16 protein-coding genes are annotated in these 20537 nt (G+C 44.5%); 10 read left to right on the top strand and 6 right to left on the bottom strand.

Annotation, left to right across the window (positions count from 1 at the left end; all coding sequences use genetic code 11):
* Positions 1 to 1617 (bottom strand): DUF2079 domain-containing protein, encoded by a 1617-nt coding sequence (locus tag QT974_RS01420; RefSeq protein ID WP_333466758.1) that lies wholly within the window; start codon positions 1615 to 1617, stop codon positions 1 to 3.
* A gap of 160 nt (positions 1618 to 1777) precedes the next feature.
* Between QT974_RS01420 and dxr the strand changes: the two genes are divergently transcribed.
* Together dxr and QT974_RS01410 are read left to right on the top strand one after the other, a co-directional pair.
* Complete coding sequence (gene dxr / locus QT974_RS01415; RefSeq protein ID WP_333466757.1) at positions 1778 to 2968, top strand: 1-deoxy-D-xylulose-5-phosphate reductoisomerase; 1191 nt, start codon at positions 1778 to 1780, stop codon at positions 2966 to 2968.
* 246 nt (positions 2969 to 3214) lie between these two features.
* The gene (locus QT974_RS01410; protein WP_333466756.1) at positions 3215 to 3889 is read left to right on the top strand and encodes a Uma2 family endonuclease; all 675 of its coding nucleotides are present in this window, start codon (positions 3215 to 3217) and stop codon (positions 3887 to 3889) included.
* A 9-nt stretch (positions 3890 to 3898) separates the two neighbouring features.
* Here the strand turns inward: QT974_RS01410 and QT974_RS01405 are convergent, their stop codons facing one another.
* A complete protein-coding gene (locus tag QT974_RS01405; RefSeq protein ID WP_333466787.1) occupies positions 3899 to 4414 on the bottom strand; it encodes a phosphoribosyltransferase in 516 nt (171 codons plus the stop codon).
* A 54-nt stretch (positions 4415 to 4468) separates the two neighbouring features.
* On the opposite strand from QT974_RS01405, the gene QT974_RS01400 reads away from it, so the two are divergent.
* Positions 4469 to 5218 (top strand): pentapeptide repeat-containing protein, encoded by a 750-nt coding sequence (locus QT974_RS01400; protein WP_333466755.1) that lies wholly within the window; start codon positions 4469 to 4471, stop codon positions 5216 to 5218.
* Between the two features lie 277 nt (positions 5219 to 5495).
* On the opposite strand, the gene QT974_RS01395 is transcribed toward QT974_RS01400, so the two are convergent.
* From QT974_RS01395 to QT974_RS01380, 4 genes are all read right to left on the bottom strand, one after another.
* On the bottom strand, positions 5496 to 5696 hold the full coding sequence (locus tag QT974_RS01395) for a hypothetical protein (RefSeq protein ID WP_293175457.1): 201 nt from the start codon (positions 5694 to 5696) through the stop codon (positions 5496 to 5498).
* Positions 5697 to 6262: 566 nt separating this feature from the next.
* Entirely contained in the window at positions 6263 to 6460 is a 198-nt protein-coding gene (locus tag QT974_RS01390) for a hypothetical protein (protein WP_333466754.1), read from the bottom strand.
* Between the two features lie 304 nt (positions 6461 to 6764).
* Complete coding sequence (locus QT974_RS01385) at positions 6765 to 6902, bottom strand: hypothetical protein (RefSeq protein ID WP_333466753.1); 138 nt, start codon at positions 6900 to 6902, stop codon at positions 6765 to 6767.
* A 992-nt stretch (positions 6903 to 7894) separates the two neighbouring features.
* On the bottom strand, positions 7895 to 8173 hold the full coding sequence (locus QT974_RS01380) for a hypothetical protein (RefSeq protein ID WP_333466752.1): 279 nt from the start codon (positions 8171 to 8173) through the stop codon (positions 7895 to 7897).
* Positions 8174 to 8190: 17 nt separating this feature from the next.
* On the opposite strand from QT974_RS01380, the gene QT974_RS01375 reads away from it, so the two are divergent.
* The 7 genes from QT974_RS01375 (at position 8191) to QT974_RS01345 (ending at position 20433) form a co-directional block, all read left to right on the top strand.
* A complete protein-coding gene (locus QT974_RS01375; RefSeq protein ID WP_333466751.1) occupies positions 8191 to 8379 on the top strand; it encodes a hypothetical protein in 189 nt (62 codons plus the stop codon).
* A 644-nt stretch (positions 8380 to 9023) separates the two neighbouring features.
* A complete protein-coding gene (locus tag QT974_RS01370; protein WP_333466750.1) occupies positions 9024 to 9377 on the top strand; it encodes a hypothetical protein in 354 nt (117 codons plus the stop codon).
* 299 nt (positions 9378 to 9676) lie between these two features.
* Entirely contained in the window at positions 9677 to 10555 is an 879-nt protein-coding gene (locus QT974_RS01365; protein WP_333466749.1) for a calcium-binding protein, read from the top strand.
* 283 nt (positions 10556 to 10838) lie between these two features.
* A complete protein-coding gene (locus QT974_RS01360) occupies positions 10839 to 13655 on the top strand; it encodes a tetratricopeptide repeat protein (RefSeq protein WP_333466748.1) in 2817 nt (938 codons plus the stop codon).
* Between the two features lie 24 nt (positions 13656 to 13679).
* Positions 13680 to 17771, top strand: a complete 4092-nt coding sequence (locus tag QT974_RS01355; RefSeq protein ID WP_333466747.1) for a tetratricopeptide repeat protein — start codon at positions 13680 to 13682, stop codon at positions 17769 to 17771.
* On the top strand, positions 17764 to 19620 hold the full coding sequence (locus QT974_RS01350; protein ID WP_333466746.1) for a tetratricopeptide repeat protein: 1857 nt from the start codon (positions 17764 to 17766) through the stop codon (positions 19618 to 19620). Before QT974_RS01355 ends, QT974_RS01350 begins: the two co-directional genes overlap by 8 nt.
* 177 nt (positions 19621 to 19797) lie before the next feature.
* Entirely contained in the window at positions 19798 to 20433 is a 636-nt protein-coding gene (locus QT974_RS01345) for a Uma2 family endonuclease (protein WP_333466745.1), read from the top strand.
* Positions 20434 to 20537 lie beyond the last annotated feature (104 nt).

The following is a 20537-nucleotide window of genomic DNA, read 5'->3' as shown; positions in this document are numbered from 1 at the left end:
TTATCGATTTTTATCAATTTTTTGAAACAGCAAAATATCATCTTTTTGATATTGTAATTTAAAGTTGGGAGATTTTTTGAGGTAATTTGCCGTGCGATCGCCCAATTGCTGGGTATCGGGCCAGGGATGGCGCAAATTCAACAGTACAGAGTCAAAATTCACCGCATCCGCCTCGGAGGATATTTGCGAAAGTGCCTTAATTGTGGGCCTGTGAGCCAAATGAGCGGCCAGTCGGTTGTCGGTTAAAACGCTAGCTTGGGGCTGAATTTGACTCACTGCTTCCCGCGAGGCTTGTACAGTATCGGCGCGATTGAGATACACCCAAAAATCCTTTGACTCGCCCAAAAACAAGAACACTATTAACGACCAAATAATAACTGTTTTTGGAGCATTTAAATTGGGAATGGGTAATTTGGAATGGGTAATTGGTAATTGATAATTGGTAATAGGTAATTTTTCTCCTTTTTCCTGATTACCTCTATCCGTGACATCCGTTAAATCCGTTACATCCGGTACAAAATCCGTTGCCGAACCTGCTTCTTTCGAGATAACTGCTAACAACAAAAAGGGGATTACTGGGAGCGAATACTGATAAGCTAAACTGCGCTGAAAAGGTTCTTGTGAAAGTACATTCAAGACCAAAGTCGGCAGCGCACCAATCAGAGGAGTTAAATGTCGAGGTGACAGCCCCCAAATCACAGGTAAAATTAATAAAAATAGATATTTAAAAGTGTCGAATGACAAGATTTTTCCTAAAACCAATCCTGGTTTTAATAGCAAATTTGCGGCAATTTCTAATACCGAACTTCCCAGATAAGCGTAGCGCCCGATGCTACCTGATTCTGTCCCCCGAAAACCGGGAATAATTGCTTGGGTAACAATCAAAAACCAGGCTGTACCGGAAATAATAGCAAAAAGTGAGATCGCCCTTTTCACCTTTTTTCCCCGCCCTGACAAACTTTCGGAATCAGATAGTAGCAGCCACAAACCCATCGCAGCCACATTCAAAGCCAAAACACCCTTGCAGCCCAAAATCACAATCACCGCCGCACAAAACCGCCAAGGGTGACTCAAACGCGCCGCCAAAATCGCCCATAAAATAGCAGGTAAAGCAATAACTTCTGGGTGAAAATCAAACAAATTGATATTAAAAACTACCGGATAAAGTAAGTAAACCGCTGCCATCGTCACCGATTGTTTTTGATTCAAACCTGCCAAATTAGCCAAACTCCAAACAGGCAAAGCACCCGCAGCTAAAGCCACAGCCTGCACTGCCAAAAGCCAGTGAACATCGGGATAAATTTTGTAAAATAGTGCTAAGATATAGAAAATCCAACTAGCATGATCGCCCATAATGTGAAAGCCCAAAAATGAGGATATCGGCGACTTTCCCAGACCGATCAAATAGATAACTTGGTCAAAAATTCCTAAGTCCCAAGCCGTTGATTGAAACAAAGCGTGCCGCCAACTGCTGCACAAAAAGAAAATCGCAGCAGCCACACCAGCCATCCAAATTACACTCGGTGGCCCAAATATTTTAGCTGCGGGTAATTTTTCCGCAACTGCGCTGCGGCTTTCCTCACCGGAGATTAGAAGATTTTCAGAGGAGTTTTGCATCAAACCTGGCTGTTATAAATATTATTTAGTCAATACTCCGCGCTGCTGGCGAAATCTTGTGTACTCTGAGGTGCTGGCGAGAATTTATTGTGGCAAACTTTTACTAATTTGAGTTCGACTAATCGTAATATTAGAATAATCCACAAAACATTAAAAAATTGTGAAAGCAATAACTCTTCTAGGTTCCACAGGCTCCATCGGCACTCAGACTCTGGACATTGTAGCTCAATACCCCGATCGATTTCGGATTGTCGGGTTAACCGCCGGACGCAATGTAAGTTTGCTAGCACAGCAAATTCGCCAGTTTAAACCGGAAATTGTCGCGATTTGCGACGAAGATAAATTACAGGAATTGCAGGAGGCGATCGCAGATATCGACCCTCAACCTATTTTACTTGCTGGCGAGTCAGGCGTTGTCGAAGTTGCCAAATACGGCGACGCTCAAGCCGTCGTCACCGGCATAGTTGGCTGTGCTGGTTTGCTGCCAACAATTGCCGCTATTAAAGCAGGCAAAGATATCGCCTTAGCCAATAAAGAAACATTAATCGCAGGCGGCCCCGTTGTCAACCCCCTAATCGAAAAACACGGCGTTAGAATATTGCCTGCTGATTCGGAACATTCGGCAATTTTTCAGTGCCTCCAAGGTGTGATGGTAGGCGGGTTGCGGCGAATTATTCTCACTGCTTCGGGCGGTTCTTTTCGAGATTTGCCGATCGACAAATTAGCACAAGTAACAGTCGCCGATGCTTTGAAACATCCGAATTGGTCGATGGGGCAGAAAATCACCATTGATTCTGCTACTTTGATGAATAAAGGATTAGAAGTAATTGAGGCTCATTACTTGTTCGGGATGGATTATGACGACATTGATATTGTCATCCATCCCCAGAGCATAATTCACTCGTTAATTGAGCTGCAAGATACATCGGTTCTGGCACAATTGGGCTGGCCGGATATGCGGTTGCCGCTGCTTTATGCTTTGTCTTGGCCGGAGCGGATTCATACAGATTGGCCGCAGCTAGATTTGGTAAAATCCGGCGATTTGACTTTCCGAGAACCAGACCACAAAAAGTATCCTTGTATGCAGTTAGCTTATGCGGCGGGACGTGCCGGCGGTTCCATGCCTGCGGTGCTGAATGCGGCAAACGAACAGGCGGTAGCGCTATTTTTGGAGGAAAAGATTACATTTTTGGATATTCCGAAGTTGATTGAAAAAGCCTGCGACAAACATCAAGCTGATAACTGTCAAAGTCCTGCTTTGGATGATATTTTGGCGGCGGATAAGTGGGCGCGGCAGGAAGTTTTGATAATGAGTGAGATTTTGGACTCGCGGATGCTTTCGGTTCGCTAATTCTTAGATGTAGACGGCGGTTGAAACCGCTTCTATACAAACACTCACGCGCCTCCGCGGGTTGAAGATAAGATGGTAAAAATTACGTTGTTTTATTCATTTATTCTCTTCAGTCCGCGGAGGCGGACTACCCTTCGGGAAGGCTAACGCCTACGTTTTTGTAGGCGCGGTTTCAACCGCCGTCTTCTATTGTTCTTGAATCCCTTGATAAAATAGAGCTATGAGTCCCATTCCAGGAAGCAACCGATGCAAACAGAAACCAAACCAACAGTATTTGAACTAAGTCAACTGATTGTCCCACCAGGCAATAAAATAAAGTTACAAAATGTTAGCTGGGAAATGTACGAAGCTATCCTAGACGAGCTAGGGGAAGGTTACGCACTGCGACTTACTTATTACCAAGAAACACTGGAAATTAGGATGCCACTACCAAAACATGAAAAAGCTAAATCATTGATTGGATACTTTGTCAACGTGCTTTTGGAAGAACTTAATATTGATTGTGATGTTTTAGGTTCCACTACCTTCAAAAGCAAAGAAATGCAGAGCGGTGTAGAACCAGACGATTGTTTCTACATTCAGCATGAAGCTGCTATCAGAGGTAAAGATAGAATAGATTTAACAGTAGATCCGCCTCCCGATTTGGCGATCGAGATTGACAACTCCTCACCAACCAGTTTAAATAGCTATCAAGCTTTGAAAGTGCCGGAACTTTGGAGATATGACGGGCGAACCCTGAAAATCTATCTGCTTCAAGACGGAAAATATATGGAGTCTGATAGCAGCCCAAGTTTCCCCGACTTTCCCATTGTTGATGTAATTCCCCAATTTGTCGATCGCAGCAACACCCAAGGAAGAAGCCCAACAATCAGAGCATTTCGAGCTTGGGTAAAAGAACAACTTCAAACAAAACACGGCTAGGGGCGGATTTCAGTAACTCCCCGCTTTCGCCGCCAAATCAGCCGCACTCATCTTTTCGTACACTTCAAAAGGTTGGTGAATCCAAGGATTATCCGCCAAATAATCTACATAATAATCGGGCACTGCAACAGAACAAGCCTTGTACCAAAGCACAGCAGTCCGAATTTCCTGAATATCCTCGCCGTAGCGGTTTTGCAGCCAAACAATACCTTGCTCCAAACTAATTCCCGAATCTACCAAATCGTCAACTAGCAGAATCTGGCTGCCCAAATTATCTCCCACCATTGTCAAAGATGGCGCAAACTCGATCGCCCGCCGAACCTTTCCTTGGGCCCCACCATAGGACGAGGCCGCTAAAATCGCCAGAGGTTTGTCGAAAATCCGCGACAGACTATCGCCCACCCGCAGCCCTCCCCTCGCCAGACAGACAATGCGATCGAATTTCCATTGAGATTCATGAATTTTTACAGCCAAATCCTCAATTTTCCGATGGTACTCAGACCAAGAAATGTAAAGGTCGCTCATGCCTAATATTATTGAAATATCAAACATATTATTCAATATTTTGGGGGAAATGACATGAATGTAGAGGAACTTCTGACACGGTATGCAGCCGGGGAACGGCTTTTTCACAAAGTAGACCTCGCCTTTGTCAATATGTCAAGGATCAATTTACGCGATATTGACCTGACTGCTGCTAATTTAACAGGCGCAAATTCGATCGGCATCACGCTCTACAGAGCCAATCTTTATCAAGCAAATATCAGCCAAGCCAACCTCTCCCAAGCTAACCTGATGTCCGCTAATTTTGGGGAATGCCAGGCTCTGGGAGCGAACTTGAGCGGAGCCATATTGCGGAGTGCGGTGCTCGGCGGGGCAAATTTAACCGGGGCGAGTCTCAGGGGTGCAGACATGAGAGACGCCAACCTTCTGCGGGCAATTTTAATCGAAGTTTATGCAGTTAACGCTAACTTGCAAGGTGCCAACTTGACAGAAGTAAAACTTTGCCAAATCAACTTTACTCAAGCAAATTTAACCGACGCCAATTTAACACAAGCTAACCTCAGCCATGCTAACCTCACTCAAGCAAATCTGAGTTGGGCTAATTTGACGGAAGCAAATCTCGAAAAAGCCGATTTGAAGGGAGCTGATTTGAGTGGAGCTAACTTGAGCTGTGCAAATCTCCATCTCGCGGATTTGAGTGGAGTTTCCCTCAAGGGAGCAAATCTGCGAGGAGCCAACTTGCATCAAGCCAATTTGCGCGGGACAAATTTGAAGGAGGCGAATCTGAGAGAAGCGATGATGCCAGATGGCAAAATTTCTGATTAAACAAGCTCGCAAAACAAAATTTAAAACCGCAGGGTGCTTGTGGCGCACCCTACATTTAGCTTAATTCGTGATTATTATTGAGGGAATCGAATTATCTGTCGATGTTCCCCGCTCAAGAAGGGATACAGCCCTGTGACAGTCGCATAGTGGAGAGTCAAAAATTTTAGATCCAAGTTCAATCTCCAGATTCATCTGTTGACTAAATCTCAAATCTCAAATCTCAAATTGATTGACAGTGAATTGAATCAAAAGCGGCAAATATTTTGGGGCCTGGCATTTAATCTACAACTTTCAGCCAGCCTCGGCGAACGGCGTGGAGCAAGCGGTTGATGGCGGTTTGATCTTCTTCGGTAAGACAGTCATTTAATAGCGCACTCTTGAGCTGTTGTCGGTGAGTGGGGGTCAGCAAGCCTGAATGATATACCTGAAATACTAGCTCTGCGATCGTAAATTGAGGTAAAAACGTTTGGGTCATCATTATTTTTTTATTGAACTCACCTTTGACAGTATTGACTGATTTTCCAAATCATTATGTGATTTAGTACGCGAGTTAATGTGATCGATTCCGTTTTAATTAGTGATTTGTGTCAGCGGAAGTTGGGGATCGGATGTTCCCTCGATCGAGAGAGCAACTCGCGACAGAAATTAGTCAGGATTCCTTGATTTTGTTAACTGGATATCTGTAGTTTTTGTTAAGGAAAATAGAGCAAAAATAATATTTATTGATTTATTACAAATTAAATACTGTCTCCTAACTGAATCAGCCATTTACTTAATTAAATATAAAACTTTTACGGTGTTCGTAGACCGACTTTAAGTTGTATTTGCCGTGTATATTGATGTTGGGTTTGATCGGTGGATCTACTTAATGACTGCTCGCGGATTCCGATCAAAAATCCCGGCTTCTTCTAGAAACCGGGTTCGATCGCAGCACAGATTTTTTTGGGGAAATGGTGAATGGAGCGACCACTGAAGTCTGATTGCTGGTACAGCTTGACTAGAAAGAAAGTAGAAATACTCAGAGCCAGTTCCTGTGTGGGGAAATTAATCGGAAATCCTGACCCATCCGCGCCGGATGGCGTGAAGCAGGCGGTTGACTGCATCTCGGTCGTCTTCGCCCAGAGCGCTTTCGCAGAGTGCGCGCAGTCCTTGGCTTTGAGTGCGAGTCAAATTGCCTGAATGGGTGACTTGATAAAACAGTTCGGCGATCGCGCGATCGGATTTTAAAGTCAGAGTTTGCATGAAATCTCGTTGAACTCGACTGTTCTAATATCGAGGATTTGACAACAGAGTGGGGTGATTGGCGTGCGCTAAGCTCTGTGATCTTTCTTGGGTCTGCTTGTGATCCAGGTCACCAAGTATAGGTGAGTGCGATCGTATAGAATGAGAGACCTCGATCGCCTTAGCTGCGGTGGCGGCTGTGGGCTCAAAGTTGGACAAAACTTGCAAAAGTCACGATTCCAAGACTTTGGAGGGAGGCGCGGTGCTGCGAAGCCGTCGGTGAGTGGGTGACTCAACATCGGAGACTCACAGACTCCGAGACTTGTCAAACTTGGGGCGATCGACACTGGCCGCCGACGAGGGGGGAAAGTTGCGATCGACCAGCAGCACCCTGAGATACAATAATCATAAATACTTTTATCCCACCGGGTGCATCTGGGTTTTGGATTTCTAGTGCGAGCACTTCAAGAGTTCCCGTGCTTCGTATATCACGCGATCGCGAACGCTTGTATTGTAATAAAAATCCTTTTTGCCAAACCGGAGATACTCCTTATCCAATCTACAGGCAGGTAAAAAAATGATAATTATTGGCTACTTTTCGATTGCTTTAATCGTTTTCTTTGTGTGGTTCAAAAGTTTTTGGAACGATACAGCGACCTCGAAAAAAGACTTAATCTCTTGGCTAGCCTTAATAATCGGCCCTCTAGTTTGGCCTGTTGTGCTGCCCTTATCCCTTTTACAACTGACCAACAAGAAGTCGGTTGTACAAACAGCTAAATACGAGCAAAAATTGTAATGATTTGCGAAATGACTGACTCAAACCCTGTCACTAAGCTGTCGGTCGATTTTCCCTTCAGCCTCGCTCCCGATCGCAAATAAATCATTTGGTAATTTTCTGGTAAAAGATACCAGCCAGAAGGTAGAGTTACATAAAGAGCTAAAATCTCCCAACAAGACTTTTATTACTGCTCTCAAATTCTGCCTTCTGCTTTTTTACGCCTGGTTTTATCCTGTAACCGGGTATTTTCACGCGGCCGCCGAGTCACTCGATTTAAGATTTTAAATTTGAGATTTAATATTTGATATTTACTTCACAGCAGAATCTAAGAGATTGAACAGGAGGCTAAAATGTTGCATTTCTCCACCATGGCTCCAGGCGGCATTGTATCTGTTTCTGAATCGGGTCAAAAGTCTCAAACCCAGAGGGTCGGACAGCGACCGCAACAATTGTTAAATCAAAAATTTTCGGCTGCCTGCACCAATTTCAATCTCAATCTGTAAGATAACACAATTTGTAGCTGGCGAAAGTATAACTTCAGACTTATTTTAGTGTTGAGTCCAGTAACTTAATAAACTTTATTAATTCCTAAACCGCGAGCATCAGCAATTGAATTTTACTACCTGCAACCCACGCCATAAAAATAGCTATGCTCTTTGGGCTACAAGGTTTTGGGGTTAGTTGACACCGAGTTGTAGCAGCGATACATCCATAAATTGTAGAGTTCGATAAAGCTCAAAATGGCTAACTCTTACCGCAGTTAGATAGACAATTAAAGGCAGAGGCTGCAAGATTAGATAGCTACAAAAAATCTTGGAAATTTCCAGCAAGTCTTGCTGGATGCGAGGGAGTCTCTGGAGTTGATAAGGCGAAAGATCGGATTTTTTATCGGGTGCTGCTTTTGGGGAACTTCTCAAAACAAGTGCCGTCACTGTATCCAACTTTGCTAATTGCACAAAAAGTAGGAGTGAAAATGAACGAAATGTCTGAGAAGCCAATTTATCGAATTCTTAATTTAGTCTCGCTCCTAGCGCTGAGCTACTATGGAGCTACTTCTATCAATTACATTTTTCAGAGCGACGCTCACATCTACAGCTACGACCATCAGAACAATGCCAGCGGGTTGACAGCGCAAGTCGAAGCACACCGATCGAGTAAATAGTATAGCTTGTCTATGAATGCTGCACCAAGTTTCGGAAAAATTGCTAATTGTTAACGAGCCGCTGCGGGTTAACAATTAGCAATTAAAAAAATTAATAATTGAATTTTATTATGTGCTTTTTTACAATCAAACTATAGAAAAAAATATTGGGATTGGGAACCATCAAAAACGCCCAATTTGAAAGTGCAAGTATAGACTTGGCCGCGATATGGCGCGTTAACACTCTCACAAAAAAATGCTGTTGACCAAGCCGGGGATGCTCTCGGGATGCTCTGGCTAAGGTAGTGTTCGCTGATTTCTGTGTTTGACACTAGACTTGAATTGCAATGCAAAAGTCATTTTAATCAAATTTTTATAGCAGGCTACAAGGAATACCCCACACAGAATAATTTTCACAGCAAGCGTCTCGCCTGCGGTAACTATTTTTACAATTCAAGTCTGCTGTGTCCCGAACCAACAGACAACTAATACGATTTTATTTGACATGGGGCTTGATTGATGGGCGGTTGGGAATTGTGCGGCGGTTGAATTCTGAAATCACCTATTTTGCTTGAAAAACCGGATTTGTTCGCCAAAAGCCGTACAAGAAAGCGACGGATATCGGTAGAAAAAGCAAGGCAGCGGCCTCAAGAGTGCATCGGGGAATGTGTGGGCGATATCGAGCGGCGCGATCGACTAAAAAGTCGAAAAACAAAGCTTTAAATCGGATTGTCGGTCAAGGCGCGATCGACAGCAGCCAGCACGAGTGCGCCGGCGATCTAGAAATCCAGATAAAAATTTTTAATTGCTGGGGAACTATTGAGAGAATTCAAAAGTCAGGTGAACGAGAGTCTGCTGATGAAACATCGCTAACTCAGTTACAGCGCCACTGCGGGCGATCGAATTACGAGGCGATCGACAGTTACCAACCACTGCGGTACAACTTCTCAATCTTGAGAGCATACTCCCCTGAAAAATGGTATCTGTATGTTATTTGCCGGCTACTGTTACAAAAATGACTAGCCGCATCCAAGCTCGTTATGGTAAACTCACAAACGTTTAACTGGAATATTTTCGTCTTAGAGGAGGGAATTGTGGAGTCGAGAGTCCCAAGCAGAAAACAACCGATATTTGCTGCTCGACGAATACAGGATTCAACTCGCACTCCCGGGCTCCCCGCTGACAAATTAAATTACATGACAGCTTATAGCAGCCGGGTCAATTAGGGTCTCAACCGATGTCCGGTTCGATTTATTGAATCCCTTTGGAGGGAAAAGTGTATTGTAGAAAAATGATCGATCTTTTAGGAGGAGTGTAAATGACACAGGTAACTAATCCAACAACCCCAGTATCATCAGTTGTCAACCCTACCAGGGGTCTTGACGTGATCGGTACTCAAGGCGATAACAGGCTCATCGGCACCGAACAAGCTGATATCATCCTGACTTTTGGGGGCAATGATGCCATCTCAGCTCGCGGTGGCGATGACCTAGTTATTTCCGGCGGCGGCAATGACACTGTAGGCGCCGGCGCTGGCAACGATGATGTCTTTGCAGGCAGTGGCAACGATGTGGTCGATGGCGGCACTGGTGACGACAGAATCTTTGGCGGTAAAGGTGCTGATCTGCTCGACGGTAATTCGGGCAATGACTTTATCTCCGGCGACAACGGCGACGACAGAATCTTCGGCAGTGCTGGCAACGATACAGGGTTGGGCGGCAAAGGCAACGATTTGGTTAGCGGTGGCGACGGCAACGACAGCCTCTACGGCGGCAGAGATAATGACACTGTTGACGGTGGCGCTGGCGATGACTTTATCTCTGGCGACAGAGGCGCTGATTTCCTGACCGGCGGTGCAGGCAGCGACACATTCTATTTCGCGTCTCCTGCTGGCGTTGACGGTAACGGTCTAGACACCATTACCGACTTTAACCCTGCTGAAGATAAGATCCGTCTCAAGGCGAGTGCTTTCCCTGGCCTGGGCGGCACCTTCGATGCTACGGACTTTGTTGTGGTTTCCGGTTTCAACGCCAACAGCTCCACAGCAAACACTGCGAACAAGGTAGTATACGACCCGCAAAGCGGTTTGTTGTTCTACAACGGCGGCAGCGGCGTGCAAACGATCGCTCAACTGCAACCAGGACTTAACCTGGCAGCGGTTAACACCGGCACCAGAAACAACTTCGAGTTGTTCTAAACAAAACTGGCTGGGGCGGGAGGACACCGGATCTGATCCGGGGCTGTTCTCCCGCAGCCCAGAGAGTTTTGCCAGCTTTCAACTTCGTTCTGCCTGTTGCAGAGCGAAGTTGAAAGCTTGAATATAGGAAGTAAAACAAAACGCGACTAATTTTAGAGTTTGATATTGGTTATTGCCTCAAGTAGTCGATCGCCCGATCGGCAAAATATACACAGAAAGTTTTAAAATTAGAATTTATAGGTTTTCATGAAGCGGTAAATCAACCGCAAATGTACCGCAAGCAATGACCACTGAAGAATACATCCGGCAAGCGCAAGTCGATCTTAAGCGGGGGAAACTAACAGAGGCGCTCGATTGTTGTCAAAGGGCGATCGAATTGCAGCCATTTTCCCCCCGAGCTTACACAACTTTAGGCGAAATCCTCGAAGCCAGCGGTGACCCGACGGCGGCAAGAGACGCTTTTGTCAAAGCTTTGGAGATTTCGCCGAATTTTTTCTGGGCTCACGCTTTTTTGGGTCAACTGTACAGCGAGTATTGCTGGCTGGATGAGGCGGCCTTTCACTACGGGCAAGCTCTGGGTTTCAAACCAGATTGGCCGGAAGTTCATTATAACTTGGGAAATGTTTTTCACAAGCAGGGTAACTTGTTAGGGGCGATCGAATGTTACCGAAAGGCGATCGCCCAAAAACCTGATTATCTGCTGGCTTTTTACAATCTGGCCGTGGTTTTAGAGGAAAATAATCAGCTAGAAGCGGCAATTGAGACCTACCGTCAGGCGATCGCCCAAAAACCCGATTACGTGGAAGCTTACAGCAATTGGGGCGCGATTTTGCTGGCTCTCGATCGCCCTGAGTCGGCGATCGAAGTTTACCAGGCTGCGATCGAGATCGATCCGGATTGGGCGACGCTGCACAATAATTTAGGGCAGGTATTGCTGGAGAAAAGTCCCGAAAAAGCGATCGCATCTTACCGTCGGGCGATCGAGTTGGAACCGGAGATGGTTTTGGCTCATTACAATTTGGGCAAAGCTTGGCAAATCCAGGGCCAACATTCGGCGGCGGTTGCTTGTTTCGATCGGGCGATCGAACTCAATCCCGACCATATTTCGGGCTGTACGGACGCCGGATTTTCTTTGATGGTTTTGGGAAAAATTGCTGAAGCCATGGCTTATTTTGAGCGGGCAATAGCTCTCAAGCCCGATTTTGTTGAGGCTTACTGCCGTTGGGGAGAAAGGCGCAGAGTTGGTGCGGTTGATGATGATGAGTTGTCAAGGGCGATCGCGGCGTGCGATCGATTTCTCACAGCATTGATGGGAAGTTCGGCAACGACCAATGTGCGGGATGTAACGGATGTCACGGATGGAATGAAGAGGGAAGTATTGAAACAACTCCCAATGCCCGATGTCCGATGCGCGATGCCCGATGCCCAATTCCCAATTGCTGAAATCTGCGATTATTTAGCAGAAACTTACCTGCATCTGGGGAATACTTTAACAGAGTACGGCGGATATGAATCAGCGGTGGCTTATTACCAAAAAGCTTTGCAAATTCAGCCCAAAAATACCGAGCTTTACTGGCGGCTGGGCAATTGTTTGGTAAAGCAAAAAAGGTTGAATGCGGCTGTGGCAGTTTACCGTATGGCTTTGACAGTTCAACCTGCTTTACCCCAGGTTAATTTTGAGTTGGCGAAACTGCTGGAAAAACAGGGAAATTGGCAAAGGGCGATCGATTATTATCAACAGGTTTTAGAGTTGCAATTCCACGGCTATGGAGAACCTAAACAGTGGGAAAAATCTACTTTTAGTTTATCAGATAGCAATTCTATCAAACCTCCTAGCGGTATTTATTTATCGAGTTGGGATTGGTTGGTTAATGCTCAGTTGGATGCCAAAAATTATGTTGAAATAGTTTGGCAATATCCTGTAAAAGCCAGTGCCGAAAATACTTCGCATTCCAAGTTTTTGCTAAGTAACTCGCAGTTAGAAAATTCTGAATGCGGCGGTTTAACTTGCGGGCTGTGTCTGCACCGAATTTCTAAGTGGTTCGATCCGGTGCATTTGGGTTGGGGAGTTTGCCGTTTGTCTAACTCGCAACCAATACCTGTAGAGGAGCCCAAGAGTTTTGTGGCGACAATTCCCAACGGGCGAGTTTGGATTGTGCCGCAGCAAAATTATTGGCTGATTTGTAATGCGATTGCTGTCATTACTCCTGATAACTATTTGTTGGCTGATGTGTCGAGAGATTATCCTGGTTTGTTACCGGGATGTGAAAAGCACGATCTGAGAAAACACAGCGTTTTTAATTTAGAATCGTTTCCACCTCTAAAGCAGATTGATGGCAGCGTGGCAGTGCTTTCTGGTTTGTCGGGAAATGTCTATTTTCACTGGATGGTAGACGTTTTGCCGAGGATTGAATTGCTGCGACAAAGCGGTAGGGATTTTGCGGAAATTGATTGGTTTGTGGTTAACAGTTGCCACCACGAATTCCAGCGGGAAAGTCTCAGGATTCTCGGTATTCCAGAGGAAAAGGTTTTGGAGAGCGATCGCCTTCCTCACATTCAAGCAACCGAGTTAATTGTACCTGCTTTTGCGGGATATTTGGGCTGGCCGTCCGGATGGGCGATCGATTTTTTGAGGCGGGAGTTTCTCAAGCTAATTATACCTGGTTCGAGCTATCCAAAACGCATTTACATCAGCCGCAGCAAAGCGAGATATCGCAGAGTTTTGAACGAGGAAGATGTGGTTGAGGTTTTACAGCAATCTGGCTTTGTTTCTATATTGCCTGAGTCGATGTCTTTGGCAGAGCAAATTGCTCATTTTTACCATGCTGAGGTGATAGTCGCCGCCCACGGCAGCGGCTTGACAAATACGCTTTTTTCTCGACAGGGAACTAAAGTAATTGAGTTGGTATCACCTCATTATATCGGTCATTATTACTGGGGAATCAGTCAATATCTGAAGTTGGAACATTACTTTTTAGCGGGTGAGGCTTTTGAATGCTATCCTATTAGACAGTTAATGTATCAAAATTCGCTGACTGAGGATATTTTGGTGAACATAAGTTCGCTCAAAAAAATGGTTGAGGTGGTTGGTTTGGGTTAGTTGGTGTCTGGAGCAAGTTTAATTATGCCCTCGATTGAGAAGATGGAAAAGGCAGCGGTTGATTTGAGTCGGCAAGCAGAACTTTATTTAGCCGAAGGCAGGTTAAATGAGGCGGTTGCTGCTTGCGAGTCAGCGTTGAAAATGGAGCCGAATTTGGCCGTAGCTTGCCAAACGTTGGGAAAAGTGATGCAGGTTCGAGGTGAAATCGAGCAGGCTAAGCAGTGGTATGAAGCGGCACTGGATCGCAATCCTAATTTGCCGGAAGTTTACGCTAATTTAGGCAGTTTATATTATCAAGGGAAACAGTGGTTGAAGGCGATCGCAAATTGTGAAAAAGCGATCGCCCTAGCTCCAAATTTTGCGGCTGCTTACCGACTGTTGGCGAGAGTTTGGACTCAGTTAGAAAACCGAGAAGAAGCGGCAAAGTGTTGGTATGAAGCTTTTAAAATCGAGCCGAATTGGGGAACTGCTGACGAGTACGTGACTCTGGGAAATAGTTTTGTTGAATTGGGAGATTTCGATCGCGCGAGCGAGTGTTATTCGCGGGCAATTGAATTAAATCCCAATCTGGCAACAGCTTATCACAATTTGGGGGAAATGCTCATCGGTCAGAAGCGGTGGGACGAGGCGATCGCCAATTACCGCCAAGCCATTGCCATCAATCCCGATTCTTTTGAATCTTACCACAGTTTGGGTAAAACTTGGGCGGAGCGAGGAGAATGCGATCGCGCGATTGCTTGTTACCGCACCAGCCTCGAACTCAATCCTAATTACGCCCGCGCTCACCTTGGTTTGGGCAACGTTTTTGTGCAGCAGCGCGACTTTGATGCAGCAATTGAATGTTACCGCCAGACTCTGCAAATTAATCATAATTCCTATTGGGCGCACAATTATTTAGGAGAAGCTTTAGCCCACAAAAAGCTGTGGAAAGAAGCAGTGATTTGCTACCGCAAGGCGATCGCACTAAATTCAAATATTCCCTGGTTTTATTGCAATTTGGGAATTGCCTTAACTTGCGAAAGCTCTTGGGATCAAGCTGTTGCTGCTTTCCTGCGGGCGATTCAACTTGAACCCAACTTGAGGGGAATTAATCAGAGAGTAGGATATGTTTTGCGCAAGCGCAGCGAATCGGGTTTAGAGAGCACAATCGCAACTTACTGTCAAGCTATTGAGCTGCTCCCCAGCCCCAAAATTTACCACAAATTACTGGGAATAGAGTTAGATGGAGCGGACTTTTTTATAAATTTAGGCCACAGGTTAGCCAAACAGAAGCAGCTCGAAGGTGCGATCGTATTTTATAGCATGGCAGTGCAGATCGACCCCCTGGCTGCCGAAGTTGTCGCCAAACTCCAGGAAGTTCGCACGGAACAACAAGAATTATACGTACAAATAGCGATTTACCGCCGCCAAATTGAAAGAGATCCGAGCAATTCTAAGGCTTACAACGATTTAGGTAATATTTTACCGCAATTAGGAGAATTGGAAGAAGCGATCGTTTGTCATCAAAAGGCTAGCGCGTTGAGACATTGGCCTGAATGTGCGGCGAAAAACTATCAATTCACCCAAGATTGGTTTACCCACAATATCCCTATTTGGCAACGTCATTTACAGGAGCTGGCAGGAATTCCCGATTTTAAAGTTGTGGAAATTGGCAGTTTTCAAGGAATGTCGGCTTGCTGGCTGCTGGATAATATTTTAACTCATCCTACTGCAAAAATTACTTGCATCGATTTGTATTTCCAAGAAACTTTTAAGGGAAATATTGCTCAAACCAAAGTCCCCCAGAAGGTAATTGAACTGGAAGGTTACTCTCAAGATTTGTTAGTAAACTTGGATTCGGATTTTTACGATATTGCTTACGTTGACGGCTGTCACAAACCCACCAGCGCCCTGCAAGATGCAATTTTGTCGTGGAGGTTAGTGAAAGTTGGGGGGCTGATGATTTTTGACGATTACGAGTTTACATTTCCTGACAGCCCGGAGCAAGATACTAAAATCGGAATTGATGTTTTTCTGGAGATGTTTGCGAGTCAGTTAGAAGTCGTTCACAAGGGCTATCAACTGATGGTCAAAAAAATCGCCAATCAAAGTTTGGGCGAGGAGCAAACTTTGTTATCTCTGGGTTGGGAAAAGCTGGGTGATATTGCGGCAGATACTGGTTATGCAGAGGTGGCGATCGAACGCTACGAAACAGCTATTAAAATTAAGTCGGGTAATTACTTAACTTACCACAAGTTGGGTAAAATTCTGCAAAAGCAAGAATTGTTTGATAAAGCTGGGGTCGCTTACCAAATGGCGATCGCACTCAACCCTAATTTTAGCTGGTCTTACCACTTTTTGGGGGAAACTTGGCAGGCGATCGAGGAATACGGCGAAGCTGCTGCTGCTTACCGCAAAGCTATTGAGTTAAATCCCGATTTTTGTTGGACTTACAACAATTTAGGCGATGTGTTGATGGAGCTTTCTGAGTGGAAGGAAGCTGCTGTTGCTTACCGCAAGTTAATTGAACTAAATCCAGATTTTTGTTGGTCTTACGAGAGATTGGGTAAGGCTTTGATTGCATTAAAAAATTGGGAAGAGGCGGGGGCGGCTTACCGCAAAGCTATTGAATTAAATCCCGATGATTGTTGGCTGTACAATAGTTTAGGGGAAGTTCTAGAATCACTAGAAAATTGGGCTGAAGCCGCAGTTGCTTTTGGTCGTGCTGTTGAGCTAGAACCCGAGCACAGTTGGCTGTACAAGAAGCTGGGCGATGCGCTGCGGGAGCAAGGAGAATTGCAAAGGGCGATCGCAATTTACGAACAAGGCATCAATCTCGCTCCCAAATCCTGTTGGTGTTACGAAGGATTGGGTTTAACTTTCATTGCACAACAGCAGTGGGATCTGGCAATATCTAATTTGGTTCAAACACTGCAAATTAAACCAGATTTATTTGGAGTTTACTATCATATAGCCTATGCTTTGGAACAAAAAGGACAAGTAGATGAAGCCGATGTTATAAAATTTGGCTATAAAATGTTGCCCTTAAGTTTTCTCCAAAAATACTGTGGGTTTACTGACAATTTGGTAGTTGCAGCAGATTCAGAACCAAGCATTACTAGCATTGACATCTATCCTGCAAGTCAAATCAATCTATCAGATTCCCAAACAATCGATACGAACTGTAGATGTTGGGAAGATAAAATATTTTATATCAAAAAATCTTTGGTTGCAACCATACCAAACGGACGAGCTTGGGCAGATATTGCTACTACCGCCGTGATGACTTCAGACAATAAACTTGTTACCGATATTTCAACTGGTTGTCCAGAATTAGTAATAACTTCCGACAAATTGTCTCCCGCCGAACACGTCGAGGGAAATGTAGCTTTTTTATCTGCTCGCTGGGGAGGCGCAGCTTATTTTCATTGGATGTTTGATGTGATTACGCGTTTCGAGCTTTTGCAGCGCAGCGGATTGATGGACAGTATTGATAAGTTTGTTGTCAATGCTTGGGATTATGCTTATGAAAAAGAAACTTTAAATACTTTAGGAATTCCCCAAGATAAAATTTTAGAAAGTCGCTACCTGCCGCACTTGACAGCGGATAAATTAATAGTTCCTTCAATTTGCGACGGTGCTGCGGGAACTTCTAAATGGAAGTGCGAATATTTGAAACGAATGTTTTTATACGAACAGCCGTCGCCAAACACAGATTATTCAGAACGAATTTATATCAGTCGAGAAAAAGCATCGTATCGGCGAATTGTCAACGAGGAAAATGTTGTCGGCTGTTTAGAAAAGTTTGGGTTTCGTAAAGTCAAGCTAGAAACGATGTCGGTAGCGGAACAAGCGCGGTGTTTGGCTGCGGCTAAAGTAGTTGTCGCACCCCACGGCGCCGGATTGACAAATCTAGTTTTTTGCAGTCCCGGAACTAAAGTAATTGAGATTTTTTCACCGATTTATGTGCCAATTTGCTTTTGGACTATTAGCAATTTGTGTGAGTTGGAACATTACTATTTAATTGCTGAATTGTTTGATGACCCAACTCAGAAATATCCTGGACATAAAGATATGCGGGTGGATGTGAACTCGCTGGAGAAGTTAATCAATCTGGCAGGGATTTTTCATGGATAACGATGATTACCACAAGTTAGGAAACTCTTTGCAATCAATCGGTCAGTTTGATGATGCGATAGTTGCTTACAAGAAAGCAATTGAATTAAATCCTAATTTTTCCTGGTATTATCACAGTTTGGGCGATGTTTTGCAGAAACTAGAGCGCTGGGAGGATGCTGTCGCTGCTTACAGAAAAGCTGTTGAGTTAAATCCAGATTTTTCGTGGTCTTATCACAATTTGGGCGATGCTTTATTGAAACTTCGACAGTGGGAACAGGCTGCTGCTGCTTACCGCTCAGAAATTGCGCTCAACTGGGATTTTGCTTGGTCTTTTTGTAATTTGGGCGACGCTTTAACTCAACTCAAATCTTGGGATGAAGCTATTGTTGCATATTTACAAGCTGTTGAAATAGACGGAAATTTGCCGGGAATTTACGAGAAGTTGGGATACGTTCTGGGAAAAACAAAGTCTGATTTAAAGTTGGTATTACAACAGTATCAGTTGCAAATTACATCGGAAAATCAGGGATTTTATGTGAATTTAGGAAGGAATTTAGCAAAGTACGATCGCCCAAAAAGCGCAATTATTCTTTACAAAATACTATTGACATTTTTACAAAATTGTGCAGGAGCTTCGGCGGAATTGGATCTGTTGTTGCAGGAGCAGCAAAAGTGCGATCGCCAAGCCGTCGAAGACGATCGCGCTTTAGCCTCAGCCCGCGCCAAAGTAACCCAAAAACCGGATGATTGCTGGTCTTATTACAATTTAGGTGCGGTTTTGAGCCAGCAAAAATATGGGGAGGAAGCGGCGGCGGCTTTTTTGCAAGCAATAGCAATAAATCCCGATCTTCCTTGGTGGTTTTATTACAATTTATGGGAAGTTTTGATTGAGCAAAACAAGCTGGATGAAGTTGAGAATTTGTGCCGTGCAGTTGTTGATGCTCAACCTGAGGCTTTTTGGCCTTATCTAAATTTGGGGGAAGTTTTGACTAGACAAGGTAATATTGGTGATGCAATTTTTTGTTATCAAACTGTAAGTTATAAGCAAGCTTTTGGGTCTATTATTAGCAAGACAATAGGCTCCGCGCCTGTGCTACAAAATATAGATACGGGCTCGATGCCTGTTCCACAAAATACAGTAAGATTTCCTAAATTTATAATTATTGGTTCTCAGCGGTGCGGCACGACTTCTCTGTACACTTATTTAGCTGAACACCCGCAAATTTTGACTCCGATTAAAAAGGAGATGGATTTTTTCTCGTGGCACTTTCAGAGAGGGATTGATTGGTATTTGGCTCATTTTCCCCCAATGCCGCAGGGAGGGGAATTTGTAACGGGTGAGGCAAGTCCGAGTTATTTTGACTTTCGGGAAGCGCCGGAACGTCTTTACAGCGCGTGTCCAGAGGCGAAGCTGATTGTGCTGTTGCGAAATCCTGTCGATCGCGCGATTTCTCATTTTTACCGCTTAAAGGGCTTAAATTGGGAATCGCGATCGCTCGATCGGGCAATTAGCGACGAAATCGAACGGTTGAATCAAAATCCAGAATACATCATCGGCCCAGAACCGGGCAATTATTTAGCTCGCGGTAGGTATATAGAATTTATTAAAAATTGGCTGGCTTTCTTTCCCCGAGAACAGTTGTTAGTTTTGCAAAGCGAAGATTTGTATGCAGGTGCGGCGACAACTGTCAATCATGTTTTAGCCTTTTTAGAGTTGCCAGAATATCAATTGTCTGAATACCAAAATGCTAATCCTGGTTCTTATCCGCTGGTAAATGAGTCAGTTCGCGAACTGTTGAGCGATTATTTTAAACCTTACAATCAGGAATTAGAAGAGTATTTGGGGCGGAGATTTGATTGGGAATAAGGTAATACGGCGGTTGAAACCGCGTCTATAAAAACAAAACCTGCCTCCGCAGGTTGAATAAAAGGGGATTAAACGTGGGTTATTCTCTTCAGTCTGCGAAGGCAGACATCGTTTGTGTAGACGCGGTTTCAACCGCCGTCTGCTAAAATTAGAACAACTTGTAAGGAGGTAATACTAATGCTGACAATCGAGCTAGATACATTACTTAAAGAACAAGCACTCCAACGCCAAGATCCCGAAGAGCGCTACATCACCGATACGGTGAACTGGGAAGAATACGAGACACTGCTAAATCGGATTGGAGATGCTGCGGGATATCGAGTTACTTATTTAGATGGAGTTTTAGAAATTATGTCACCTTCTCGCCGCCATGAAAATGGTAAAACTCGCATTGGAAATCTGCTGGAAATTTATTTTGTAGAAGCTGATATCGAGTATTTCCCTTTTGGGTCTACAACTCTGCGACAAGAGGAAAAAAGTGGCGGTACGGAACCGGATGAAGCTTACTGTATTGGCACAGATAAAGAATTTTCCGACTTGGTAATTGAAGTGATTGTTACCAGTGGCAGCATCAATAAACTAGAACTCTATAGAAGGTTGAATGTGCCAGAGGTTTGGTTCTGGCGAAATGAGAGATTTTCGATCTACCATTTGCGAGAAGAGATTCCGGTTGAGTTTGTATCAAACTGCGGTTATGAATTAATCGCAAACAGCGAATTGCTACCGGAACTTGATATCGAGCTGTTGACAGAATCTGTCAAAAATCCTCATCCGCTAGCAGCAGCAAAGGCATGGAGACAGAATTTGCGTTAGCGAAGCCAACGAAGAGGATCGCCATAAACAGCAAGTTTTAATACCAATTATCTAAAATTGTGCAACACTTTTCGACCCCCCCTAGCCCCCCCATGCTAAGGGGG

It is taken from the genome of Microcoleus sp. BM001215392 (assembly GCF_036700185.1).
Lineage (GTDB): Bacteria > Cyanobacteriota > Cyanobacteriia > Cyanobacteriales > Microcoleaceae > Microcoleus.
Note: the sequence above shows the minus strand (reverse complement) of the source record. Positions and strands in the feature narration are given on the sequence as shown.